Genomic DNA, 18878 nt, shown 5'->3' with positions numbered 1-18878 from the left:
GTGGTCAGCACCGCGCATCCGGCGCCCGTCTACACCCCGAGGCATACGGCACCGCCGTCGAGCGCGCCGCCGACGACCGCGCCGCCGATGACGACGCCGCCGCAACCGGCGGTCACCACGACGGTGACGCCGCCTTCGATGGAAACCACCACACCGCCGCCTCCGCCGCCGACAACCACCACTACGACGGTGCCGATGACGACGGAATGGATCCATGTTCCGCTGCTGCCGGTTCCGATTCCGGTTCCGGTTCCGCAGCAGCAGGCTCCCGCGACTCCGCAGTATCCGCAGTACCCGCAGTACCCGCAGTATCCGCAGTACCCGGAGTATCCCCAGTACCCGGGGAACGCGCAGAATCCGTACTTCGGGCCGGGGTATTAGCGTCCTTCCTGCTTACGCGCATCGCCTGCGCGACTAGCCACACGCGCGTAACGTTTATGTCACCAAGTTCGGGCGGGGATCATCCCGTCATGCCCTCGCTGAGGGCGTTGAAAAGGACCTTGGAGGCGTTACGTGGACATCGTGCTTGGGGTGTCGATGGCTCCCAGGACAGTCCGCCTGGTGGCTATCGAGGGCCAAAATGCTGACGGCGTGACCGTCGAACAAGAAGAGTTCGAGGTTGGGGCCGCAGGAAATTCGGCCGATTCGCCGGCCGACGCTCTCGATCAGGTGATCGATGCGATCATCGGCAGCCGCGAAGGCGTGTTGGAGGGCGGTCACCGATTGACCGCCACCGGGGTCACCTGGAGTGATCCTGCCGGCGTCGGCGCGCTGCGGGAGGCGATTGCCGGCCACGAGCTGGACGGCGTGATGTTGGTCGCACCGTTGCTCGCCGCGGCAGTGCTGGCCCAGACCGTGGGTTATGCGCTGGGCTACGAACGCCTCGCGATGCTGTTCGTCGAACCGGCGAATGCGACGCTGGCCGTTGTCGACGTCGCCGACGGCTCCATCGTCGATCTGCACCGGCGCCAGATCGGCGACGGTAGCGCGGGAGGCCTTGCCGCCGAACTGGCGGCGATGGTCTCCGGTCTGGACGCTCGTGGCTCCCGGGCCGACGGGGTGTTCCTGATCGGCTGCGGAACCGACATCGTGGCGCTGAAATCCACGGTCGAGGCCGCCACCCCACTCCCGGTCACCGGCCCCGAAGAGCCGGACATGGCATTGGCCCGCGGCGCGGCGCTGGCCTCGGCGAACGCCCCGCTGTTCGCATCGTCGACCGCCGCCCTGGCCTATGCGCTGGACCCTGGCACCGGGGAGCTGAGTCTCCCCGCGATCAGCCCGACCTACCTGGACGACTGGGACGATGCCGACGTCGGCACCGACGCGCGGGCCTACAGCGCCGTCCCGGACTACGACGAGAGGCCTCCAGGCCGGCCCAGGTCCATGCTGCTCGCGGGTAGCGCCCTGGTCGGCATCGTTGCCGCGATCGGCGGGGTGGTGCTGGTGACGTTGACATCGGATCGCCCGGGGTCCGACGGTCGGCACAATCCGGGCGTCAGCGTCGCCACGCCGGCCGTCCAGCTGCCGGCGGCCCCGCCGAGCAACCCGCCGCAGGCGCAGCTGCCCGCCCCGAGCGCGGCGCCACCTCCGCCGGCGCCCCCGCCGAGCCCGTCCGGGGTGGCCGCCCCGGCGCCGGCACCGTCGACGGTGCAGCAGCCCGCACCGCAGACCGCGGTCACTCCGCCGCCCGCGGCACCGGTCCGTCGTGCCCCCGCCCGGTCGGTGCCGCAGTACGTGCCGCCACCCGTCCAAGAGGCGGCGCCGCAGCACGTGCCGCCGCCCGTCCAAGAGGCGGCGCCCCCGCCGGCCGCGGTGCCCGCGCCCGCACCGGCCGCACCACCACCGCCGCCGCCCGCGGCTCCCCCGCCCGCGGCGCCGCAGCTGCCACAGCAGCCGCCGGTGACGATGTATCTGCACTTCCCGTTCGTCACGGTGCCGATCCCGATCACCCCACCGCCGCCGCCTGGGCAGTAAGCACGTGGCAAACCACCTCCACTGAGCGCACACTGGCAGTTACGAACAAGCGCCAGGGAGGTCGCGTGGGCGAGCACAGTGGATTCGGATTCGATCCAGAAGAGTTCGATCGAATGATCAGGGAAGGCAGCGAGGGGCTGCGCGACATTTTCGAGCGGGTCAGCAAGTTCGTGGTCGCTCCCGGCGCCCGCGCGGGGTGGTCCGCCGTTTTCGATGACCTGTCGCGGCGCCCGCGCGGTGCCCCCGAAACCGCGGGCGAGGCCGGTGAGGGCGTGTGGGCCATCTACACGGTGGACGCCGACGGCGGCGCGCGCGTCGAACAGGTCTATGCGACCGAACTCGACGCGCTGCGGGCGAACAAGGACAACGTCGATCCCAAACGCAAGGTGCGGTTCTTGCCCTACGGCATTGCGGCCAGCGTCCTCGATGACGACGACACCGAGAGCGTCCGCGGCGGCGACGACACCGAAGAGCCTGCATAACAGTCGGTTAGCTCAGCCCTGCTCCACCACGTTGGACCCGCCGGAGTTGCTGATCTTCGGCGCGCCCGAGCGGTAGGTGACTTTATTGTTGAAGCCGGACGCCTCGATGCTGTCGACGGCCTCGACCGTGACCGAATTCTGGACTCCGGACACCGACAGGCGGGTGCAATGGCCGGTGATGGTGACCGTGTTGGATACCCCGCTGACGCGGACGATGTTGTCGTTGCAGGCGATGGTCCGGTTCTCGTTGATACCGGCGACGCTGAGTTCGGAGCCCGGGGGTGCGGCGGGCGAGGTCGACGGCGAGGGTGATGTCCGGCGGGTGGTCGATGGGCCGGGACTTGTCGAAATGTTCGGTGAGCTGAACGTTTTGGAGATGGTCGGCGGCGAGGCGATGACCGACTTCACGCCGGAAAGCTGGTGTGCGGCGAATGCCGCGATGCCACCGGCGAGGGCCAGTACGCCGATCACGACGACGGTGCCGAGGATCCACCAGACGCGGTTACTCGAGGGGCGTTGCTGGGGCAACCCGGGCATCGGTCCGCCGTAGGTCCACGGGGTCGGCGGCCCGGGTGGCGCGCCGGACGTGCCGGGCTGAGAGTACTGGCCGGCGGCCTGCGAGCCGCCCTGCTCTGACGCCCGCGCCGCATCGGCGAGCGGGCGCTCGAGTTCCCGGATCCGGTCTTCCGGGTCTTCGTTTGCTGCCATGCATTGAATATGCCATTCGCTTCTGGCTTTTCGGGCCGTTCGGTAGTTTTTACGATCGTGCCCGATTTGCCGAATCGCCAGGTCCTGTTGCGTCGCCGTCCCTGCGGGCTGGTCCAACCGGAGGACACGGAAGTGGTCACCACGCCGGCGCCGGAACCCGCCGAGGGTGAGGCGCTGTTGCGCACCACCTACGTCGGCATCGACGCCGCCGCCCGCACCTGGCTCGACGACCAGCCCAGCTACCTTCCGCCGGTACAGCTGGGCGAGGTCATCCGCGCGGCCGGCATCGGCGAGGTGGTCGCGTCGCGGTGCGACGCGTACGCCGTCGGCGACGTCGTCACCACGTTGACCGGTTTCCAGGAGTACGCGATCATCCGCGACGACCTGTTCAGCACGCCGATCCCGGGCGAGAACGACCAGCTGGCGATCATGTCCGTCTACGGGCCGACCGGCGCCACCGCCTATTTCGGGATGACCGACATCGGCCGGCCGCAGCCGGGAGAAACGGTGGTGGTGTCGGCGGCCGCGGGCGCCACCGGATCGGTCGCCGGCCAGATCGCAAAGATCGCCGGCGCCCGGGTGGTGGGCATCGCAGGCGGTCCGCAGAAATGCCGGGCGGTGGTGGAGGATTTCGGGTTCGACGCGTGCATCGACTACAAAAACGAAGACATCGCGGCGGCGCTGAAAAAGCACTGCCCGCAACGCGTCGACGTCTACTTCGACAACGTGGGCGGGCCCATCCTCAACGCCGTGCTGGGCCGGCTGGCCGCCCGCGCGCGCGTCGTCCTGTGCGGCGTCATCTCCAGCTACCTGACCGGGGAGCATCCCGGGCCGGCCAATTACGTGAACCTGCTGTCGAAGACCGCCCTGATGCAGGGGTTCAACGCGCTCGATCAGTGGGGGCGCTTCGACGAGGCGTTCGCCGCGTTGCGCCAGTGGGAGGCCGAGGGCCGACTTCACCACCGGCAGACCATTTTTGAGGGCATCGAGTCGTGTGTCGATGCCCTCAACGGCCTGTTCACCGGCGTCAACGTCGGCAAGACCCTGGTCAGGCTGAGCGAACCCAGTCGCCGCTAGGCGCGTGGATGGGGATGACGATGGTCTTGCCGTGCAGGTGGCCGCTGTCGGAATCGGCGTGCACGGCCGCGGCCTGGTCCAGCGGGAGGCGGTTGGCGACCTCGATGCGTAGCTGCCCCTGTTCGACGCGAGTGACCAGCTCGGCAAGCTGGGCGGCGTCGCTCCGGACGAAGACCCGCTGGCTGCGGACCCCCCGGCCCGGGTTCTGCGGCCCGAAAACCATGGTGCCGACGTGGAAACCGCCGTCGGCGACCACGCCAATCAGGGCTTCGGTTTGCTGGTCGGTGGTGGTAACGAGGTTGAGCACCACATCGAACGGTGCACCTTCCACGTCGATCGGCGAATGCGTGTAGTCGATGTAGTCCACGATTCGATCCGCACCCAAGCCGCGCAGCCGCTCGGCGTCGCGTTCCTTGGCCGTCGCGGTGACGACCGCCCCGGCCCGCTTGGCCAGCTGAACCGCGTAGCCACCGACCGCCCCGGAGGCGCCGTTGATCAGGATCGTCTGTCCGGCGGTGAGATCCGCGATCTCGAACAGCGCCTGCCACGCCGTCAGCGCGGCCTCCGGCAGCGCCGCCGCGTCGGCCAGGTCGACCGACCGCGGTGCGGTGGCCAGCGATTCGGCCGGCGCTATGGCGTACTGGGCGGCCGCTCCATCGGCATCCAACGGCAAGAACGCCACCACGGCGTCACCCACGTTCCAGCCGTGCACGCCCTCGCCGATTTCAGCGACGGTTCCGGCGACGTCGACACCGGGTATGTGCGGGAAGCCGATCTCGTACACCTGCGCCAAATAACCGCCACGGATGCCGGCATCGACCGGATTGAACGAGGTGGCGGCGACCTTTACCAGCACCTGGTGCCGGCCTGGCACAGGTCGTGGGGCCTCCTCGTACCGTAGAACGTCGCTACCGCCGTATTCGTGGTATCGCACAGCCTTCATGATGTCCTCCTCAGTTATTTGCTTCAATTTCGAAGCAGTTATATGGCCTGCAACCCGCTTCGATGTCGAAGCAATTCCAGGGCGCCCTGTGATCGTCGTCATACCGCTGAGTGCCGGACGATCGCCGGCGTCAACGCCCGATGCTGCACGGGTGACGTCCGCGGAAATCGGGCGCAGAGGTCTTAGGGGATGAGCAGGAGCGCGGTCGTGACGAGCATGACGGCCGCGGTGCCGCCGTGAACTCCCCAAGCAACCGACTTGGAGCCGCCATTGCGCAGCACGATGTTCGCGTCGACGAGCGGAATGATGGTGGCGGCCAACATCACCCAGCCGACGAGGTAGGTCGCACCCGCGATCATCAGGATGATGACGAAAAACCCCGTGGCGATGTCGCGTACGCCCTTGACGCTCAGGTAGGCGCCGGAGCCCGGCTCGTTCAAATCGGCCGGCACACCGTAGCCGGCGGCGGCGACGCGCGGCGCGACGAGGAAGCGTGCGCCGATGAAAATGATGGCCGCGGCGAGCAATCCGGCGAGGACGTAGCCGACGGTGGTGGTGATCGTCATGTCGAGCGCTCTCTAGGTGTCGTTAACGAATCGGTGAAAACGGAGCCGGGTCAACGAGTATCGATTCCACGTCGATGATGTCGTCGACGTCGAAGCCGGCCATGTCGGCGCGGAATTCCGCGCTGGCCATCACCCGTCGCGTCAGTTGTTCCGGGTCGACACCTTCTGGATAGCCGACCAGCGCGACGAGCCGAGTGGCGGTGGCGCCCTCGTCCTGCTCGGTCCACACACCGTGGGTGGTGACCCCGAACGCCCGGAAGGTGTCCAGGTGACGGGCCCAGTGGACCGTCGCATACTGCCGGAGGGCTTCCGATGATCGGAGGGTGTAGATCCTGAGCTGAAGCATCAAAGTCCTTCGAGTTGAATTCGGCCGGGGAATCTGTGGGGATGCGTCAGATCATCAACACCGCGCAGAGGACGACCACTGCCAGACCCTGCAGTGCCGCGCGGGCGTCGATGACCGAGTCCCACTTCGCTTGCAGCGCACGTCCATTCGGGAGCGCTTGACCCGCATCGGCGGCAGTCGTCAGTTGCCTGTTGATGGGCGCGCTTATCCGGGTGTAGAGCACGAGCCAGATCACCAGCAGAACCAGCGCGACGCCCGCCGCGATCGCCTGCGCCCAGTGCGCGGTGAGCGCGGCCAGTGCCGCGCTCACCGCGGTAGCCACTATCCCGAGCGCTCCGGGCACCGGCATGCGCCGGTCTCCGTATCGGTGTACGCGTCCCATGACCGCGACCAGAGCATCGTTGTCAACCGACGCCAGCGCCGGCCGCATGGCAATCGCGCAGAACACGTCGGTGCCGTAAACCACCGCGGTGCCCAGGACCGCGACCAGTGCGGCGGCGCGGGTGATGAGGTCCGAAAACATGTCGTGACTCCCCTCGTTCGCAGGTGTTAGCAACGCTAACCCCCGCTGGTAGCGGTGTCAATAGCAGCGCTATTTTTCCTAGCTGTGATACGTTGGGGTATGTCCATGGAGGATCGCCGCGAACGCGATCGGGCCGCCCGCCGGCGGCTGATCATCGGGACTGCCCGCCGGCTGGCCGAGACCGAAGGCTGGGATGCCGTCACCACCCGTCGGCTGTCCACCGAAATCGAATACAGCCAACCCGTCTTGTACAAGCACTTCGCCGGCATGGAACAAATCGCGGACGCCGTGGCGCTCGACGGGTTCGCCGAACTCGCCGAAGTGATCCGGGCCGCCCACTCCGACGCCGGCGCCGCCGGCGACACCCTGACCCGGATCGGCCGCGCCTATTTGGACTTTGCCCGCGACAACCCTGCGGTCTACGACGCAATGTTCACCCGCGCGACCAGTCTGCAATTTGCGGCGCAGGACACGCCTTCTCAGCTCTCGGCGGCCTTCGCCGCGTTGCAGCAAGGGGTCGGCATGGTCGCCGGCGAACAGGACGCCGACACGCTCACCGAGGTGTTCTGGGCCGCGCTGCACGGGCTGGTCACACTCGGCCGTACCGGCCGGCTGCGCGCCTCGCACGACTTGGACCGGCTCCAACTGCTTGTCGACGAGTTCACCGGCACCCGACGAACCGGCCGCTAGACGATGTTCTCGAGGCGGAAGTATCGCTCCCGTTAGGCATCGTGTCTACCAATGACGAAGTCTCGCATATTGTTTCGAGTACGCGGCATCATCCGCGCGGGCGTTGTCGCGGCCGCTTTGGCTCGGTCGTCGCGCGCTTCCACTGCGAAGCAATCGGGGCCGAACCGGGAACTCGCTGCGATGTCGAAGCATTAGGATGGCCGCATGGTCAAAGGCCTCAAGCCTGCGCAAATGCGCACGTACTTCGCCCTGACGGAGGCGGCCAGCTTGCTGCAGTACGCCGTACGAGAGCAGTTGCAGGCCGAGGGTGACCTCAGCTACGTCCAGTTCGAGGTCTTGGCCAAACTGGTCGACGCCGACCGGCCGCTGACGATGACCGAACTGGCCGACGGTGTGGTCTACAGCCGCAGCGGCCTTACCCATCAGGCCGGACTTTTGGAAAATGCAGGCCTGATCACCCGCGAAGGCAGTACCCATGACAAGCGCGCCACGGTAGTCGAGATCACCAAGGCGGGCCGAGCCCGCGTCGACAAAGTCCTTCCCGGTCACATTCAGATCGTGCGCGAGCTGTTGTACGGCTCGCTTTCCGACCAGGACGTGAACACCCTGGGCGACCTCATGGCTCGTATCCGCGACCACATGCGTGGCCGGCCACCCCGCTCGGCCGCGCCGCGTAACCGTCGCAAAGCTGCGATCAGAACAGCGCGCCTATGATGGCCGGCTCGCACTCATAACCGTTGTGCGGGCTGCTCTTTCGACGCAGCCTGCTGCCGGCGGTCTACGCCGCGCCGAGCGTCCGGTGCAGCGCCTTGCGCGCCTCCGTTAGCGCCTCCAGCACCTTGGTCCGGGTCTCGGCGAGCTGCCGCTTCTGCTCGTCGGTGCCCGCCCACGCGATGGTGCGCGCCAACCCGGCGATCTCGAAGAACTCCTTGCGGATCTTCACGACATCGCCGAACTTGGCAGCGCGCCCCAGGAAGGCGTGCGCGGTCTCGCTGCTGATTCCGCGCCAGGCCAACAGGTTTCGTCCCAGCTCGGTCAGCGTCGCCACGCCGCCGTCGACGGTGACCACGCCGTGGCCGGCGAGAATGCCGATCGCCAGCTCGGCCACGTCCTGCGGCGGGGTGAACGCGCCGCCGGTCGCGTCGGACACCCGCTGCACCACTTGAGCGGCGTCGGCCGGCCCGTCCAACAGCAATGCCGCGGTGACGAATGCCGCGCGCTTGAGGCCGTGACGACCCCTCTTGCCGAAGGGTCCGAAGCCGGGACCACCCGCACCCGGGCCACCAAAGCCGGGACCACCCGCACCCGGGCCACCAAAGCCCGGGCGGCCGAAACCGGGTCCACCAAAGCCCGGAGCGCCGAAACCGGGTCCACCGAAGCCGCCGAAGAATCCATGAGACATGGTCGTTTTCCTTTCTCAATCCATCAACCTCCTTGATACCAGCGCTCTGGAGTATGTCAACGTGGTTGATGGTTAGCGCGGGAAATCCCAGGAAATCGCGGTCGCTGCTGCTATCGTCGCTTGCTTGTGCCAGCGGAATGGCAGCGACGGACCGGCGCGCGGGTCGTGACCGGGAATGCCGCGCGCGGATCCCGATCGCGGGATGCGGGCCACCCCACCGCGTGGTTTCATAACACCGTTTGCGAGAGTTGCCTGGGGAGATCTCGCCGAGCTTGACGAGCCGGCTTTGAACGATTGGTGGTTTAGATGGATCGTCGCAGCATGATGTTGATGTCGGGCCTCGGCATGATCGGGGCTGCGATGCGCTTGCCGGGTGCCTGGGCCACTCCGTCGGCGCCCGCAGCGCCGCCGTCAGCCGGGGGTGGACCGTTCATCTTCGCCGACGAGTTCGACGGCCCGGCCGGTTCGGCTCCCGACCCGGGCAAATGGACCATCCAGACCTGGCAGGACGACGTCTTCCCGCCGGTCGCGGGCATATACCGCGACGACCGACGAAATGTGTTCCAAGACGGCAACTCCAACCTGGTCTTGCGCGCCACCCAGGAGGGGGACACCTACTACGGCGCCAAACTGCGGGGCAACTTCCGCAGCATGATCAACCAGACCTGGGAAGCTCGGATAAAGCTGAACTGCTTGGACCCGGGCCTGTGGTCCGCATTCTGGGGTGTCAACGAGGATCCGCTGCCCGACGGCGAGGTTGACCTCTTCGAGTGGTACGGCAATGGTTCGTGGCCTCCGGGAACGACGGTGCACGCCGCATCGAACGGCAAGACCTGGGAAGGCAAGTCGATCCCCGGAATGGTCGACGGCAACTGGCACACCTGGCGAATGCACTGGGGCGAGGAAGGGTTTGAATTCGCCCGGGACGGGGCGCAGTACTTCAGCGTTCCGAACAAACCCATCCACGTCCACGGCGGCGCTCCCGACGACTTCCGGTGGCCGTTCAACAACCCCGGCTACTGGATGACGCCCATGTTCACCCTCGCCGTCGGTGGTGTCGGCGCCGGCGATCCCGCCGCGGCGACCTATCCAGCCGACATGCTCGTCGACTGGATCCACATCTGGTGACTATCGCTCCGCTTTGAGCACCTGAACCAGGTTGAACTGCCAGCGCTCGACCAGTCGGAAGCCCAGGTCACGCGGCACCGCGAAGGCGGTCGATGCCCAATAGACCGGGCCCGGCGGCAAGGCCGGGCCCTGCTCGTGCGCCGGCTGGGACGGGTCGGCCTGAGTGATGATCCAGACGACGCCGCACTGGCTCAACGGTCTGGCCACCACCTCGGGGATCAGATTGGTGTCGAACACGTCGTTGCGGTCGGTCGCCCGCTGCCAGAGCGTGAGATCGATCAGCTTGCGGTAGGCATCGGGGCGCGCCGCCAGCAGTGGGCGCATGGGAGCCGGCATGAACGTCACGGTGTCGTTCACCAACAGGCAATCGCCCGGCGCCGCGTTCGCGCTGATCAGATCGGCGACCTGGCTGTAGTCCATACCGTATTTGGCATACGGGTTGCGCTGCACCCGAACATAATTCGGCGCGGCGGCCACTGCGAACAGGCCGACGAGCGCCGTGGCCACCCACGGTTTGGCGGTCACCGCGCCACTGCAGACGCCCAGTATCAGCGCCACCGCGGGCGCGGTGAAGCACAGGTAGCGCGGCGTATAGATCGGGTGAACCAGCGCCGAATACGTCACGATCGCGGCGGTCGGTGCCGCGAGCCACCCCGTCGCGAGCACCAGCAGTTGGCGCTGCGACCCTGTCAGACGCGCGGACCCGCTGAGCCACAACGCGATTGCCGCGCCGATCAGCAGCGTAGACAGCACTGCGAACGGGGGGCATCGCTCGAAGTACTGCTGCATCAGCACGTCTTCGATGGTGCGGTGACCGATGGGTGCGACCCAACTGATCTGGTGCGCCTGGCCGGCGACCGTCATCAGGAACGGCGACAGCGCGGCCACCGCAGCGGCCGACGCGATCGCGAAGCCCAGCAGCGTCATTCGGCTCCGGTGGTACACGCCGACGAATACGGCATATGCCACCAGCAGCAGCGCGAGGTAGGCGTCGAGCCCGATCGAGCCGGCCAGCGCGACGGCATACGACACCCACAGCCACACGCTGTCACGGCGCGCGGCGCAAATGAGCAGGACGGTCAGCCACGCGGCGGCCATCATCGACATCGCATAAGGGCGAGCCTCGATGCCCGCCCACGTGGCCCGGGGCAGGATCGCGCAGAATGCACCGGAGGCCACCGCGACGCCGCGGGACGAGAACTGCTTCCCCAGCACCACGACGCCGGCGGCGGCGCCGCCCACCGCCAGGGCGCTGGGCGAGCGCGAGAAGAACTCGGTGGGCGGGAAGACCTGAAACCAGCCGTGCATGAGGACGTAGTACAAACCGTGGACGGCGTCGACATTGCCCAGCATGTGCCACAGCTGGGCCAGTGACCGGCTATACGCGGCCGAAATGGTTGCGGCCTCGTCGTACCAGAACGACGGCCGGGCGGCACCGGCCAGGCTCACCGCGGCGGCCACAACCGCGACGACCAACGGGTCCAGCACGGCCGGCGCGGCCATTCGGCGACCGCCCGGTGCGCCGCGGCGACCCCGTGCTTCTTCGGTGGTTTCGATGCTCACCGAACCGCCCGGGACGTCGCGGTTCGGCTGAGCACACCGCTATGTTGCCAGAGGCCAACCGGGCCGATCAGGGGACTCAACCGAGCGACCATTCGAACGTATGATCGATCAATGGGTTCGCTCGCATCGATCGGGTACAACGGCCAACCGGTCCGCAGCCCGTTCCGGGTGGTGCGTCCGGCGATCGCGGTCCTGGTCGACCTCACGGTTCTGTTCCCGCGCGAGCCGCACCGCTCGGGGCGGTATCAGCCCAATGGTCTGCAGCTGCACAAGGTCGTCGAGGGGTGGCTGAGCTGCTGGGGTCTGTGCGAGCAGGGCGACTGGTGGGGGCTGGTGACCTATCCCGTCGCGTACGGATCCAAACGCAGAACCGTGACGCACTGGGTGCCCGCGTGGACCCTGCGCCGCAAAGGCTGACCGGACGTCAACCGCCGCGTGGGCGTGACGCCAGTGCGATGATTGCTGCCCGTGGACGCAACTTGGGCCTCGGTGCTGAGCAAACTCGTCGCGTTGGCGGCGGTCATCGCGCTGTCACCGATCACGGTCATTCCCGCTGTGCTGGTACTGCATGCGCCCCGCCCGCGTCCGTCCAGTCTCGCCTTCCTGGGCGGCTGGCTGCTGGGCCTGGTCGCCCTCACGGCCGCTTTCGTCAGCGGCTCGGAGCTGCTCAGTGGCTTTCACGCGACCCCACCGAAATGGGCATCCTGGGTGCGACTGGCCTTCGGTGCGGCGCTGATCGCCCTGGCCGCCTACCACTGGTTCACCAGGCATCGCCAACGCGACATGCCGCGTTGGATGCGTTCGTTCGCCACGCTCTCCCCGGCACGTGCCGGGCTGATGGGGGCGGTGCTGGTGCCGGTGCGGCCCGAGGTATTGATCCTGTGCGCGGCCGCCGGCCTGGCCGTCGGCAACAGCAGCCTGAGCGCCGGAGCCCAGCTGATCGCGGCCGCGATCTTCGTCGTGCTCTCGGCATCGACGGTCGCCATCCCGATATTGGCTTACGTGGGCGCCGGTGATCGCCTCGACGATGCCCTGGAACGTCTCAAGGCCTGGATGGAGGCGAACCACGACGCGATGATGGCCGTCATCCTGTTCCTGATCGGGTTGATAGTGCTCTACAACGGAATTCGCGCCCTGGCCTGACCCGGTTCGGGGCGAGTACGGCGCGTTTCGGCGCCGCACCGGCACCGCAATGGCAGGATGCCGCCCATGGCAGGAAGCTGGGGGACGGTGCTGACGGGGCTCGTTCCGCTTGGACTGGTCATCTCGCTCTCACCGCTCACGGTCATTCCGGCGGTGTTGGTGCTGCAGGCGCCGCGGCCGCGGCCGAGCAGCCTGGCGTTTTTGGCGGGCTGGGTGCTGAGCCTGTCCGCGCTGACGGCGCTTTCCGTCGCGGCCTCTGGCCTGCTGGGTGGCCTGGACAAGGCGCCTCCGCGGTGGTCATCGTGGCTGCGCGTGGTGTTGGGGTCGGCGCTGATCGTGTACGGCACCTACCGATGGCTGAACCGGCACGGTCAAGCCGAATCCCCGGCCTGGATGCGCTCGTTCGCCAGCATCACACCGGCCCGCGCCGGGATCATCGGGGCGGTGCTGGCCGTGGTGCGTCCGGATGTAGCGCTCATCTGCGTCCCCGCGGGATTGGGCATCGGCACCAGCGGGCTCGGCCTCGCCGGCGACTGGGCGGCCGCCGCGTTCTTCGTGGCCATCGCCGCCTCCAGTGTGGCGATCCCGATATTGGCGTACGTGGCGGCCGGTAGCCGACTCGACGACACGCTGGCGCGGCTCAAGGACTGGATGGACCGCAACAACGGCGCCCTACTCGCGGCGGTCTTCGTGGTGATCGGTGCGATGGTGCTCTACCACGGGATTCACGCCCTATAGCCACCGTCGGCCAGGCCCGCGTCCTGTTCGAACCTGTTCACCGCGCCAAAGACCAACTCGCGGAACAACTCCCGACCGTAGCCGACCAGCATGCCCAGGTAGCCGCGGTCTGCCCATTGCGCGGCGTGGCGCTCTTCGTGATGCAACACCCGGTCCAGGTCCAGGCGGCTCGCGCGGGGTATGCCGCTGCCGTCGAGATACCAGGCATACCCAGAGGCGACGACTTGGCGAAGCTGCCCGCCGGGGTCGGCGGGCCTACCCGTGTTCATCATGAAGATGTCACCCCAGGTGGTGCCGCCGCGCTGGCTGAACAGCCGCTGAATCCAGTTGCCGCCCAGACCCATGAGCATGCCGTTGGGGGTCGCGACCAGGCGCCCCCCGTTGCGGTGTACGAAGGGGACGTCGCGGCTGTAGCTCCAGCGGTTTGCGTTCTGCCGGGACATGATTCGCCCCACCTCGACGGCACTGTAGGGAGCTGCCGGAAAGTCGGTCGGCGGCCGGTCCGGCTTACCGTAGCCGGTATCCGCGTTGAGGATGTAGGTCATCAGTGCGGCGTCGCGGGCCCGGGCGCCGTCGGCGTACGCCGGGATCAGGAAGAACGACTTGCCGTGCGGGTCGTTGAGCTCGGCCATGCCCTCGAGGGCTTCGAAGCGCGCGGCGGTGACGCCGTGCCGGCGGGCGATCTCGGCGACGGCGTGCGCCGCCACGCCGCGGCGTTCGGCGTTGTCCTGCCACCTCATGCAATAGCCCTGTGCGTCCATGTCTTCGGACCAATTTAGGGTGTAGCGAATGAACAGGGGGCGCCGCCAACGCGCACGCGGCATCAACCAGATCACCCGGGGCTTGGGCACGCTGGACCAAGAGCTGTTCGATGCCATCGCCGAGACGGACACCCCGCTACTGGACGCGGTCATGCCGCCACTGACCCGGGCGGCCGACCATTCCAAGCTGTGGGTCGGCATCGGCGCGGCGCTGCTCGCCACCGGCAGGCAAAGCGCGCAGCGCGGCGCGACTCGCGGTTTGATGACGTTGGCCGCCACCAGCCTGGTCACCAACCAGGTCGCCAAGCGGATCCGGCGGCGGCCGCGGCCCAGCTATGACTTGGTGCCCTTGGTCAGGCAGGTCCGCCGACGCCCGACGTCGAACTCGCTTCCGTCCGGGCACGCCGCCAGCGCCGCGGCGTTCGCCATCGGGGTGGGCCTGGAGAACCCACCGCTGGGCTTCGGGCTGGCGCTGCTGGCCGGGCTGGTGGGTCTCTCTCGGGTGGCGACCGGCGCGCACTACCCGGGCGACGTCATCGCCGGATTCGGCATCGGCTCCGGCTTGGCCGTGTTGGGCGGCCGGCTCGTCCCGCCGATCATCGAAACAGCCCTTCCGAGAACCGAACCGCTCCGTGTCGCCGCGCCGGAGCGGCCTGACGGCGCCGGCGTGGTCTTGGTCATCAATCCGGAGTCGGGCAGCGGGACCGGCGCCCGGGTCGTCGACGCGGTGCGCGCGGAACTGCCCAGGGTCGACATTCGCGAACTGGGCCCCGACGACGACCCGGTGCAGGTGTTACGCAGCGCGGCCGAGCGCGCCGAGGTGCTGGCTGTGGGCGGCGGTGACGGCACCGTCGCGGCCGCCGCGGGGGTGGCTATCGACGCGGGACTCCCCCTGGCGGTCTTTCCCGCCGGAACATTCAACCACTTCGCCAAGGACATCGGCTGTGACAGCGTGGCCAAGACGGTAGACGCGATCCGGCGCGGCCACGTGGCGTGCGTGGACTTGGTGTGCCTCAACGAAACTCAGATGATCCTCAACACCGCCAGCATCGGCGCCTACCCGACCTTCGTGCAGCAGCGCGAGAAAGTCGAGAAGCGCATCGGCAAGCCGCTGGCGGGTTTCTACGCCATGCTGCACACGCTGCGCAAAGACCAGCCAGTGCGCATCAGCTATGACAACAAGACCCTGCTGACATCGCTGTTCTTCCTGGGCAATTCGCTGTACCTGCCGACCGGTTTCGCGCCGGCCCGGCGAACCCGCATGGACGACGGCTTGATCGATGTCCGCATCCTCGAGACCGGCCCCCGCTGGGCGAGGGCCAGAATTCTGACCGCGCTCGTCTTGGGGCGCCTGGAGCGCAGCCCGCTTTATCACGAATTGCAGGTGCCGGAATTCAGCTTCAGCGCCGTCGACGGTCCCACGGTCATCGCCTGCGACGGCGAGGTAGGCGACGAATACGACAAGGCAAGCTTCAGCGCGAAGTATCGGATCCTTCCGGTGTTTCGTCCGCTTCCCGACGGCCAGTGACTCCCTCGGTCAGGTCGCGCACCCGTGCATAGTGCGCGGGAACCTCGGGCGCGGGGTCGGCGGTGTATTCGTTGGTGGGCGGCGGATCCCACGCGGGGGGATGGGGCGATCCGTTCAACGCCCAGGCCGCCTGCCGCGCCGCGCCCAACGCGACGTATTGCGCCGGCGTGGGTGCGAGCACCGGCATGCCGAACACCGCGGGCGCGATCTCGCGCAGCGCCCGTGATTGCGCCCCACCCCCGACCAGCAGGATGCGGCGCGCTACGACACCGTGCGCGGCCAGGTGCGCGATACCGTCAGCGAGTGAGCACAGCAGTCCCTCCACCGCGGCCCGGGCCAGATTGGCCGGAGTCGCGTTGGAGACCCGCAGACCGTGCAATGCTCCAGTTGCGTTGGGCCGGTCGGGAGTTCGCTCGCCTTCCAGGTAGGGAACCAGCACCAGGCCCGCGCTGCCGGGAGGCGCCGACAGCGCGAGCCGGGAGAGCTCGTCGCGGCCGACTCGCAGCATCGCGGCGGCGGCCTCCAGCACTCGCGCGCCGTTGAGGGTGCACACCAGCGGGAGATAGCGCCCGGTGCCGTCGGCGAATCCGGCGACGAATCCCGCGTCGTCGCGGACCGGGTCCGCGGTGGCCGCGGCCACCACTCCTGAGGTCCCGATGGAGACGATCACATCGCCCTCTTCGGCACCCAGGCCCAGCGCCGCGGCGGCATTGTCGCCGAGTCCGGCGCCGAATGTGCTTGTGCCGCTGTCGGTTCGACCCGAAGGGCTCAGCACTGTCGGCAGCCGGGGGCGGCGGTCGCGCAGTGCCAGCTCTAGCAGATCGAAGCGGTAAGCGCCCGTTGCGGCGTCGTAGTAACCGGTGCCGCTGGCGTCGCTGCGATCGGTGGTCAGCGCCGCGATATCGGACTCGCCGCGCAGCCGCCAGGTCAGCCAATCGTGCGGTAGGCAGACCGCAGCGGTGCGGTCGGCGTGCTGTGGCTCGTGGTCGGCCAGCCAGCGCAGTTTCGCCACCGTGATGGCGGCCAGTGGCACGACCCCGACGGCCTGGGCCCACGCCCGCGCGCCACCGAACTCGCCGACGAGTGCGCGTGCGGCGTCGGCCGATCGCACGTCGTTCCACAGCAACGCGGGGCGCACCACCCGTCCCGTCCCGTCCAGACACACCATGCCGTGCTGCTGGGCACCGACGGCGACCGCCTCGACGCCATCGAGGCCACCCGCGTCGGCGATGGCCTCGTGGGCGGCGATTTCCCATGCCGTCGGGTCGATTTCGGTACCCTCGGGGTGACTGGCGTGTCCCTCGCGCACCACCCGGCCGGTGGCGCCATCACAGACCAGTACTTTGCAGGATTGTGTCGATGAGTCGATGCCGGCGACCAGGGTCATGATTGGCCGGCACCGATCAGTGCCCGCAGCGTTGCGCGTGCGCCGTTGCGGTGCAGCGAGTCCAACGCCCACAGGTAGGACTCGCGGAAGCGCTCGTGGTCGACGAGATCGCCGAATATCGAACGGTTGGCCAGGAATGCGACCGGGTCGTCGCGCTGCGTGCGGGCGATCGGAACGAGAGAGTCGGCGAGCCGGTCCACCACCTCGATCGGCTGGCCCTGCTCGTCGACTCCCTCGGCGTAGCGTGCCCAGCTCGCGACGATCGCCGCGGAAAGCCGCACCGCACCGCCGGAGCGCAGGTTGTCGCGTACCACGGGCAACAACCACTTCGGGATGCGATCCGAGGACTCGGCGCACAACCTGGCCACGGTGTCGCGGATGTAGGCGTTGGCGAAGCGCGGCAAGAGGCCGTCCCGGAACTCGTCCAGCCCCGGGATGCGCTGCAGCGTCGGCATCGCCTCCGAATTCATATAGCGCGCAAGGAACTCGGCGATCAGCGGATCCTGTGCGGCCTCGTGCACCAGCCGGTATCCGGCGAGGTAGGCGAAGTAGCACAGGCCCTGGTGCGAGGCGTTGAGCAACCGCAACTTCATCGCCTCGTAGGGTGCTACGTCGTCGACGAGTTGCACGCCTGCTCGATCCAGCGGTGGCCGCCCGGCGGCGAAGTTGTCTTCGACCACCCACATGGCGAAGGGCTCGGCGATCACGGGCCAGGCGTCGCCGACACCGAATTCGGAGTCCAGTCGCTCGAGCACATCGGGCGTGGTCACCGGCGTGATCCGATCCACCATCGAGTTCGGAAAGGTGGTATTCGTGCGCATCCATTGCGCGAGTTCGGGATTGATCCCTTCGGCGTACGAAGTGAAGACGCGTCGCGCCATGTCTCCGTTGCCCGCGATGTTGTCGCAGGAGACGATCGTGGGGGAGGGCAGGTCTCGCTTGCGACGCCGGTTGCACGCCTCGGCCACCAACCCGAATACCGCGCTCAGCGGTGGCTGATAGCCGCCCTCGGTGATGGTGAGCGAGATGATCCGGGTGGCAGGATCGGCGAGCAGATCGATCACGGAGTCCGGATCGTCGGGCGCATAACGGTAGTCGATGATGGAGCCGATGACCCGCGGTTGCCGGGTGCCATCGGGGTGTTCGAGGATCAGCGTGTAGAGCTGGTCCTGGCCGCGCAACGCCTCACGCATCAGCCGGTCGCGCGGCAGCACACCGATCCCGCAGATCCCGAAGTCCCGGGCGAGTCCGTCGCTGAGCAGCCGATCGATGTACATGGCCTGGTGGGAACGATGGAACCCACCGACACCGAAATGCGCTATGCCGACGCCGATTTGGCTGCGGTCATATGTCGGGACCGGGATCTTGAGGCCGGCCAGGTTCCGTGCGTTCAGCTTCACTCGAATGTCACCATAGCGCGGACCGCCGAGCGCGGGGGCTGATCCGCCTCAGGCGTTAGGGCACAGATCGCGCAGGGCGAAGATCACCACGTCCGCGGCCTGTCGGCCGTTGATGCCGCCGGTGCCCTGGTCGGCGTCCGAGCGTTGCAGCGCCAAACCCTCCAGCTGTTGCGGAGAAGCGCCCCACGAAAGTTGTTGGCAGAGGTCCGCACCCATCTGCAACAGCTCCGCGTCGCCGCCGTTCACGGCGTGGATACCGGCGTTGTGCAGGTCGTTGATGAAGGCGTCCTGATCGGCCCGTGCCGGGCCGGCGCAAAGGACCCCGGCGAGTGCGAGCGGGCCGGTCGCCAGGGCCGCGCCCACGAGCCGGCCGAAATGCCTGCGTGCCGCCATCAACCTTCTCCTTGTCTGCGCCCGATGCGGATGATGCACTTTTACACAAGAGTGCGAAGATCCGCTGCGCAAGCAATTCGGGATAGTGAACGGCCGGCCAACAACGGGCGGCGCCGCCGGTGGACC

Annotated in this window: 22 protein-coding genes; 11 read left to right on the top strand and 11 right to left on the bottom strand. The window is 68.0% G+C overall.

The annotated features are described in order from the left end of the window. The first annotated feature begins 195 nt into the window (after nt 1-195). From A5686_RS28475 to A5686_RS21035, 3 genes are all read left to right on the top strand, one after another. Nucleotides 196-381, top strand: coding sequence for a hypothetical protein (locus tag A5686_RS28475; protein WP_067938259.1), 186 nt, complete (start codon nt 196-198; stop codon nt 379-381). A gap of 132 nt (nt 382-513) precedes the next feature. Beyond that, nucleotides 514-1974, top strand: coding sequence for a hypothetical protein (locus A5686_RS21040; protein WP_067938257.1), 1461 nt, complete (start codon nt 514-516; stop codon nt 1972-1974). 113 nt (nt 1975-2087) lie between these two features. Continuing rightward, nucleotides 2088-2456 (top strand): hypothetical protein, encoded by a 369-nt coding sequence (locus tag A5686_RS21035; RefSeq protein ID WP_369829733.1) that lies wholly within the window; start codon nt 2088-2090, stop codon nt 2454-2456. 12 nt (nt 2457-2468) lie between these two features. On the opposite strand, the gene A5686_RS21030 is transcribed toward A5686_RS21035, so the two are convergent. Then, nucleotides 2469-3164, bottom strand: a complete 696-nt coding sequence (locus tag A5686_RS21030) for a DUF3060 domain-containing protein (RefSeq protein WP_067938253.1) — start codon at nt 3162-3164, stop codon at nt 2469-2471. Between the two features lie 57 nt (nt 3165-3221). Here A5686_RS21030 and A5686_RS21025 point away from each other — a divergent pair, with 57 nt between their 5' ends. Beyond that, nucleotides 3222-4241, top strand: coding sequence for an NADP-dependent oxidoreductase (locus A5686_RS21025; RefSeq protein ID WP_067938269.1), 1020 nt, complete (start codon nt 3222-3224; stop codon nt 4239-4241). Here the strand turns inward: A5686_RS21025 and A5686_RS21020 are convergent. The 4 genes from A5686_RS21020 to A5686_RS21005 all read right to left on the bottom strand — a co-directional run bounded on the left by A5686_RS21020 (nt 4213) and on the right by A5686_RS21005 (nt 6619). Continuing rightward, nucleotides 4213-5184, bottom strand: a complete 972-nt coding sequence (locus tag A5686_RS21020) for an NADP-dependent oxidoreductase (RefSeq protein ID WP_067938251.1) — start codon at nt 5182-5184, stop codon at nt 4213-4215. The genes A5686_RS21025 and A5686_RS21020 overlap by 29 nt on opposite strands. 182 nt (nt 5185-5366) lie before the next feature. Further along, nucleotides 5367-5750 carry a DUF4267 domain-containing protein gene (locus tag A5686_RS21015; protein WP_067938248.1) on the bottom strand — a complete coding sequence of 128 codons (384 nt, stop codon included), beginning with the start codon at nt 5748-5750 and terminating at the stop codon, nt 5367-5369. Nucleotides 5751-5772: 22 nt separating this feature from the next. Continuing rightward, a complete protein-coding gene (locus tag A5686_RS21010) occupies nt 5773-6096 on the bottom strand; it encodes an NIPSNAP family protein (protein ID WP_067938247.1) in 324 nt (107 codons plus the stop codon). 46 nt (nt 6097-6142) lie between these two features. After that, entirely contained in the window at nt 6143-6619 is a 477-nt protein-coding gene (locus tag A5686_RS21005) for a DUF1772 domain-containing protein (RefSeq protein WP_067938246.1), read from the bottom strand. 99 nt (nt 6620-6718) lie between these two features. Between A5686_RS21005 and A5686_RS21000 the strand changes: the two genes are divergently transcribed. Together A5686_RS21000 and A5686_RS20995 are read left to right on the top strand one after the other, a co-directional pair. Then, complete coding sequence (locus A5686_RS21000; protein WP_067938245.1) at nt 6719-7309, top strand: TetR/AcrR family transcriptional regulator; 591 nt, start codon at nt 6719-6721, stop codon at nt 7307-7309. A gap of 204 nt (nt 7310-7513) precedes the next feature. Then, complete coding sequence (locus A5686_RS20995) at nt 7514-8023, top strand: MarR family winged helix-turn-helix transcriptional regulator (RefSeq protein WP_067938243.1); 510 nt, start codon at nt 7514-7516, stop codon at nt 8021-8023. A 64-nt stretch (nt 8024-8087) separates the two neighbouring features. Here the strand turns inward: A5686_RS20995 and A5686_RS20990 are convergent, their stop codons facing one another. After that, entirely contained in the window at nt 8088-8711 is a 624-nt protein-coding gene (locus tag A5686_RS20990; RefSeq protein ID WP_067938241.1) for a hypothetical protein, read from the bottom strand. A 306-nt stretch (nt 8712-9017) separates the two neighbouring features. On the opposite strand from A5686_RS20990, the gene A5686_RS20985 reads away from it, so the two are divergent. Further along, on the top strand, nt 9018-9839 hold the full coding sequence (locus tag A5686_RS20985) for a family 16 glycosylhydrolase (RefSeq protein ID WP_067938239.1): 822 nt from the start codon (nt 9018-9020) through the stop codon (nt 9837-9839). Here A5686_RS20985 and A5686_RS20980 read toward each other — a convergent pair whose 3' ends face one another. After that, a complete protein-coding gene (locus A5686_RS20980) occupies nt 9840-11342 on the bottom strand; it encodes a glycosyltransferase family 39 protein (RefSeq protein WP_067938267.1) in 1503 nt (500 codons plus the stop codon). A 171-nt stretch (nt 11343-11513) separates the two neighbouring features. Here A5686_RS20980 and A5686_RS20975 point away from each other — a divergent pair, with 171 nt between their 5' ends. The 3 genes from A5686_RS20975 (at nt 11514) to A5686_RS20965 (ending at nt 13283) form a co-directional block, all read left to right on the top strand. After that, a complete protein-coding gene (locus tag A5686_RS20975) occupies nt 11514-11819 on the top strand; it encodes a hypothetical protein (RefSeq protein ID WP_067938237.1) in 306 nt (101 codons plus the stop codon). 72 nt (nt 11820-11891) lie between these two features. Then, nucleotides 11892-12545 carry a GAP family protein gene (locus A5686_RS20970; protein WP_197520660.1) on the top strand — a complete coding sequence of 218 codons (654 nt, stop codon included), beginning with the start codon at nt 11892-11894 and terminating at the stop codon, nt 12543-12545. Between the two features lie 66 nt (nt 12546-12611). Further along, the gene (locus A5686_RS20965; protein WP_067938265.1) at nt 12612-13283 is read left to right on the top strand and encodes a GAP family protein; all 672 of its coding nucleotides are present in this window, start codon (nt 12612-12614) and stop codon (nt 13281-13283) included. Here A5686_RS20965 and A5686_RS20960 read toward each other — a convergent pair. After that, nucleotides 13271-14044, bottom strand: coding sequence for a hypothetical protein (locus A5686_RS20960; protein WP_067938263.1), 774 nt, complete (start codon nt 14042-14044; stop codon nt 13271-13273). The two genes, A5686_RS20965 and A5686_RS20960, sit on opposite strands and share 13 nt — an antisense overlap. A 28-nt stretch (nt 14045-14072) precedes the next feature. On the opposite strand from A5686_RS20960, the gene A5686_RS20955 reads away from it, so the two are divergent. Next, nucleotides 14073-15572 (top strand): bifunctional phosphatase PAP2/diacylglycerol kinase family protein, encoded by a 1500-nt coding sequence (locus A5686_RS20955; RefSeq protein ID WP_067938233.1) that lies wholly within the window; start codon nt 14073-14075, stop codon nt 15570-15572. On the opposite strand, the gene A5686_RS20950 is transcribed toward A5686_RS20955, so the two are convergent. Genes A5686_RS20950 through A5686_RS20940 form a run of 3 tightly spaced genes read right to left on the bottom strand, consistent with a single transcriptional unit; the run spans nt 15517 to nt 18752 of the window. Next, the gene (locus tag A5686_RS20950; protein WP_067938231.1) at nt 15517-16959 is read right to left on the bottom strand and encodes a xylulokinase; all 1443 of its coding nucleotides are present in this window, start codon (nt 16957-16959) and stop codon (nt 15517-15519) included. The genes A5686_RS20955 and A5686_RS20950 overlap by 56 nt on opposite strands. After that, entirely contained in the window at nt 16956-18359 is a 1404-nt protein-coding gene (locus tag A5686_RS20945) for a mannitol dehydrogenase family protein (RefSeq protein ID WP_067938230.1), read from the bottom strand. The genes A5686_RS20950 and A5686_RS20945 overlap by 4 nt, the downstream gene beginning before the upstream one ends. Nucleotides 18360-18407: 48 nt before the next feature. Then, nucleotides 18408-18752 (bottom strand): DUF732 domain-containing protein, encoded by a 345-nt coding sequence (locus tag A5686_RS20940; protein ID WP_067938228.1) that lies wholly within the window; start codon nt 18750-18752, stop codon nt 18408-18410. Between the last annotated feature and the right edge of the window lie 126 nt (nt 18753-18878).

Source organism: Mycobacterium sp. E2479 (genome assembly GCF_001667925.1).
Taxonomy (GTDB): Bacteria; Actinomycetota; Actinomycetes; order Mycobacteriales; family Mycobacteriaceae; genus Mycobacterium.
Note: the sequence above shows the minus strand (reverse complement) of the source record. Positions and strands in the feature narration are given on the sequence as shown.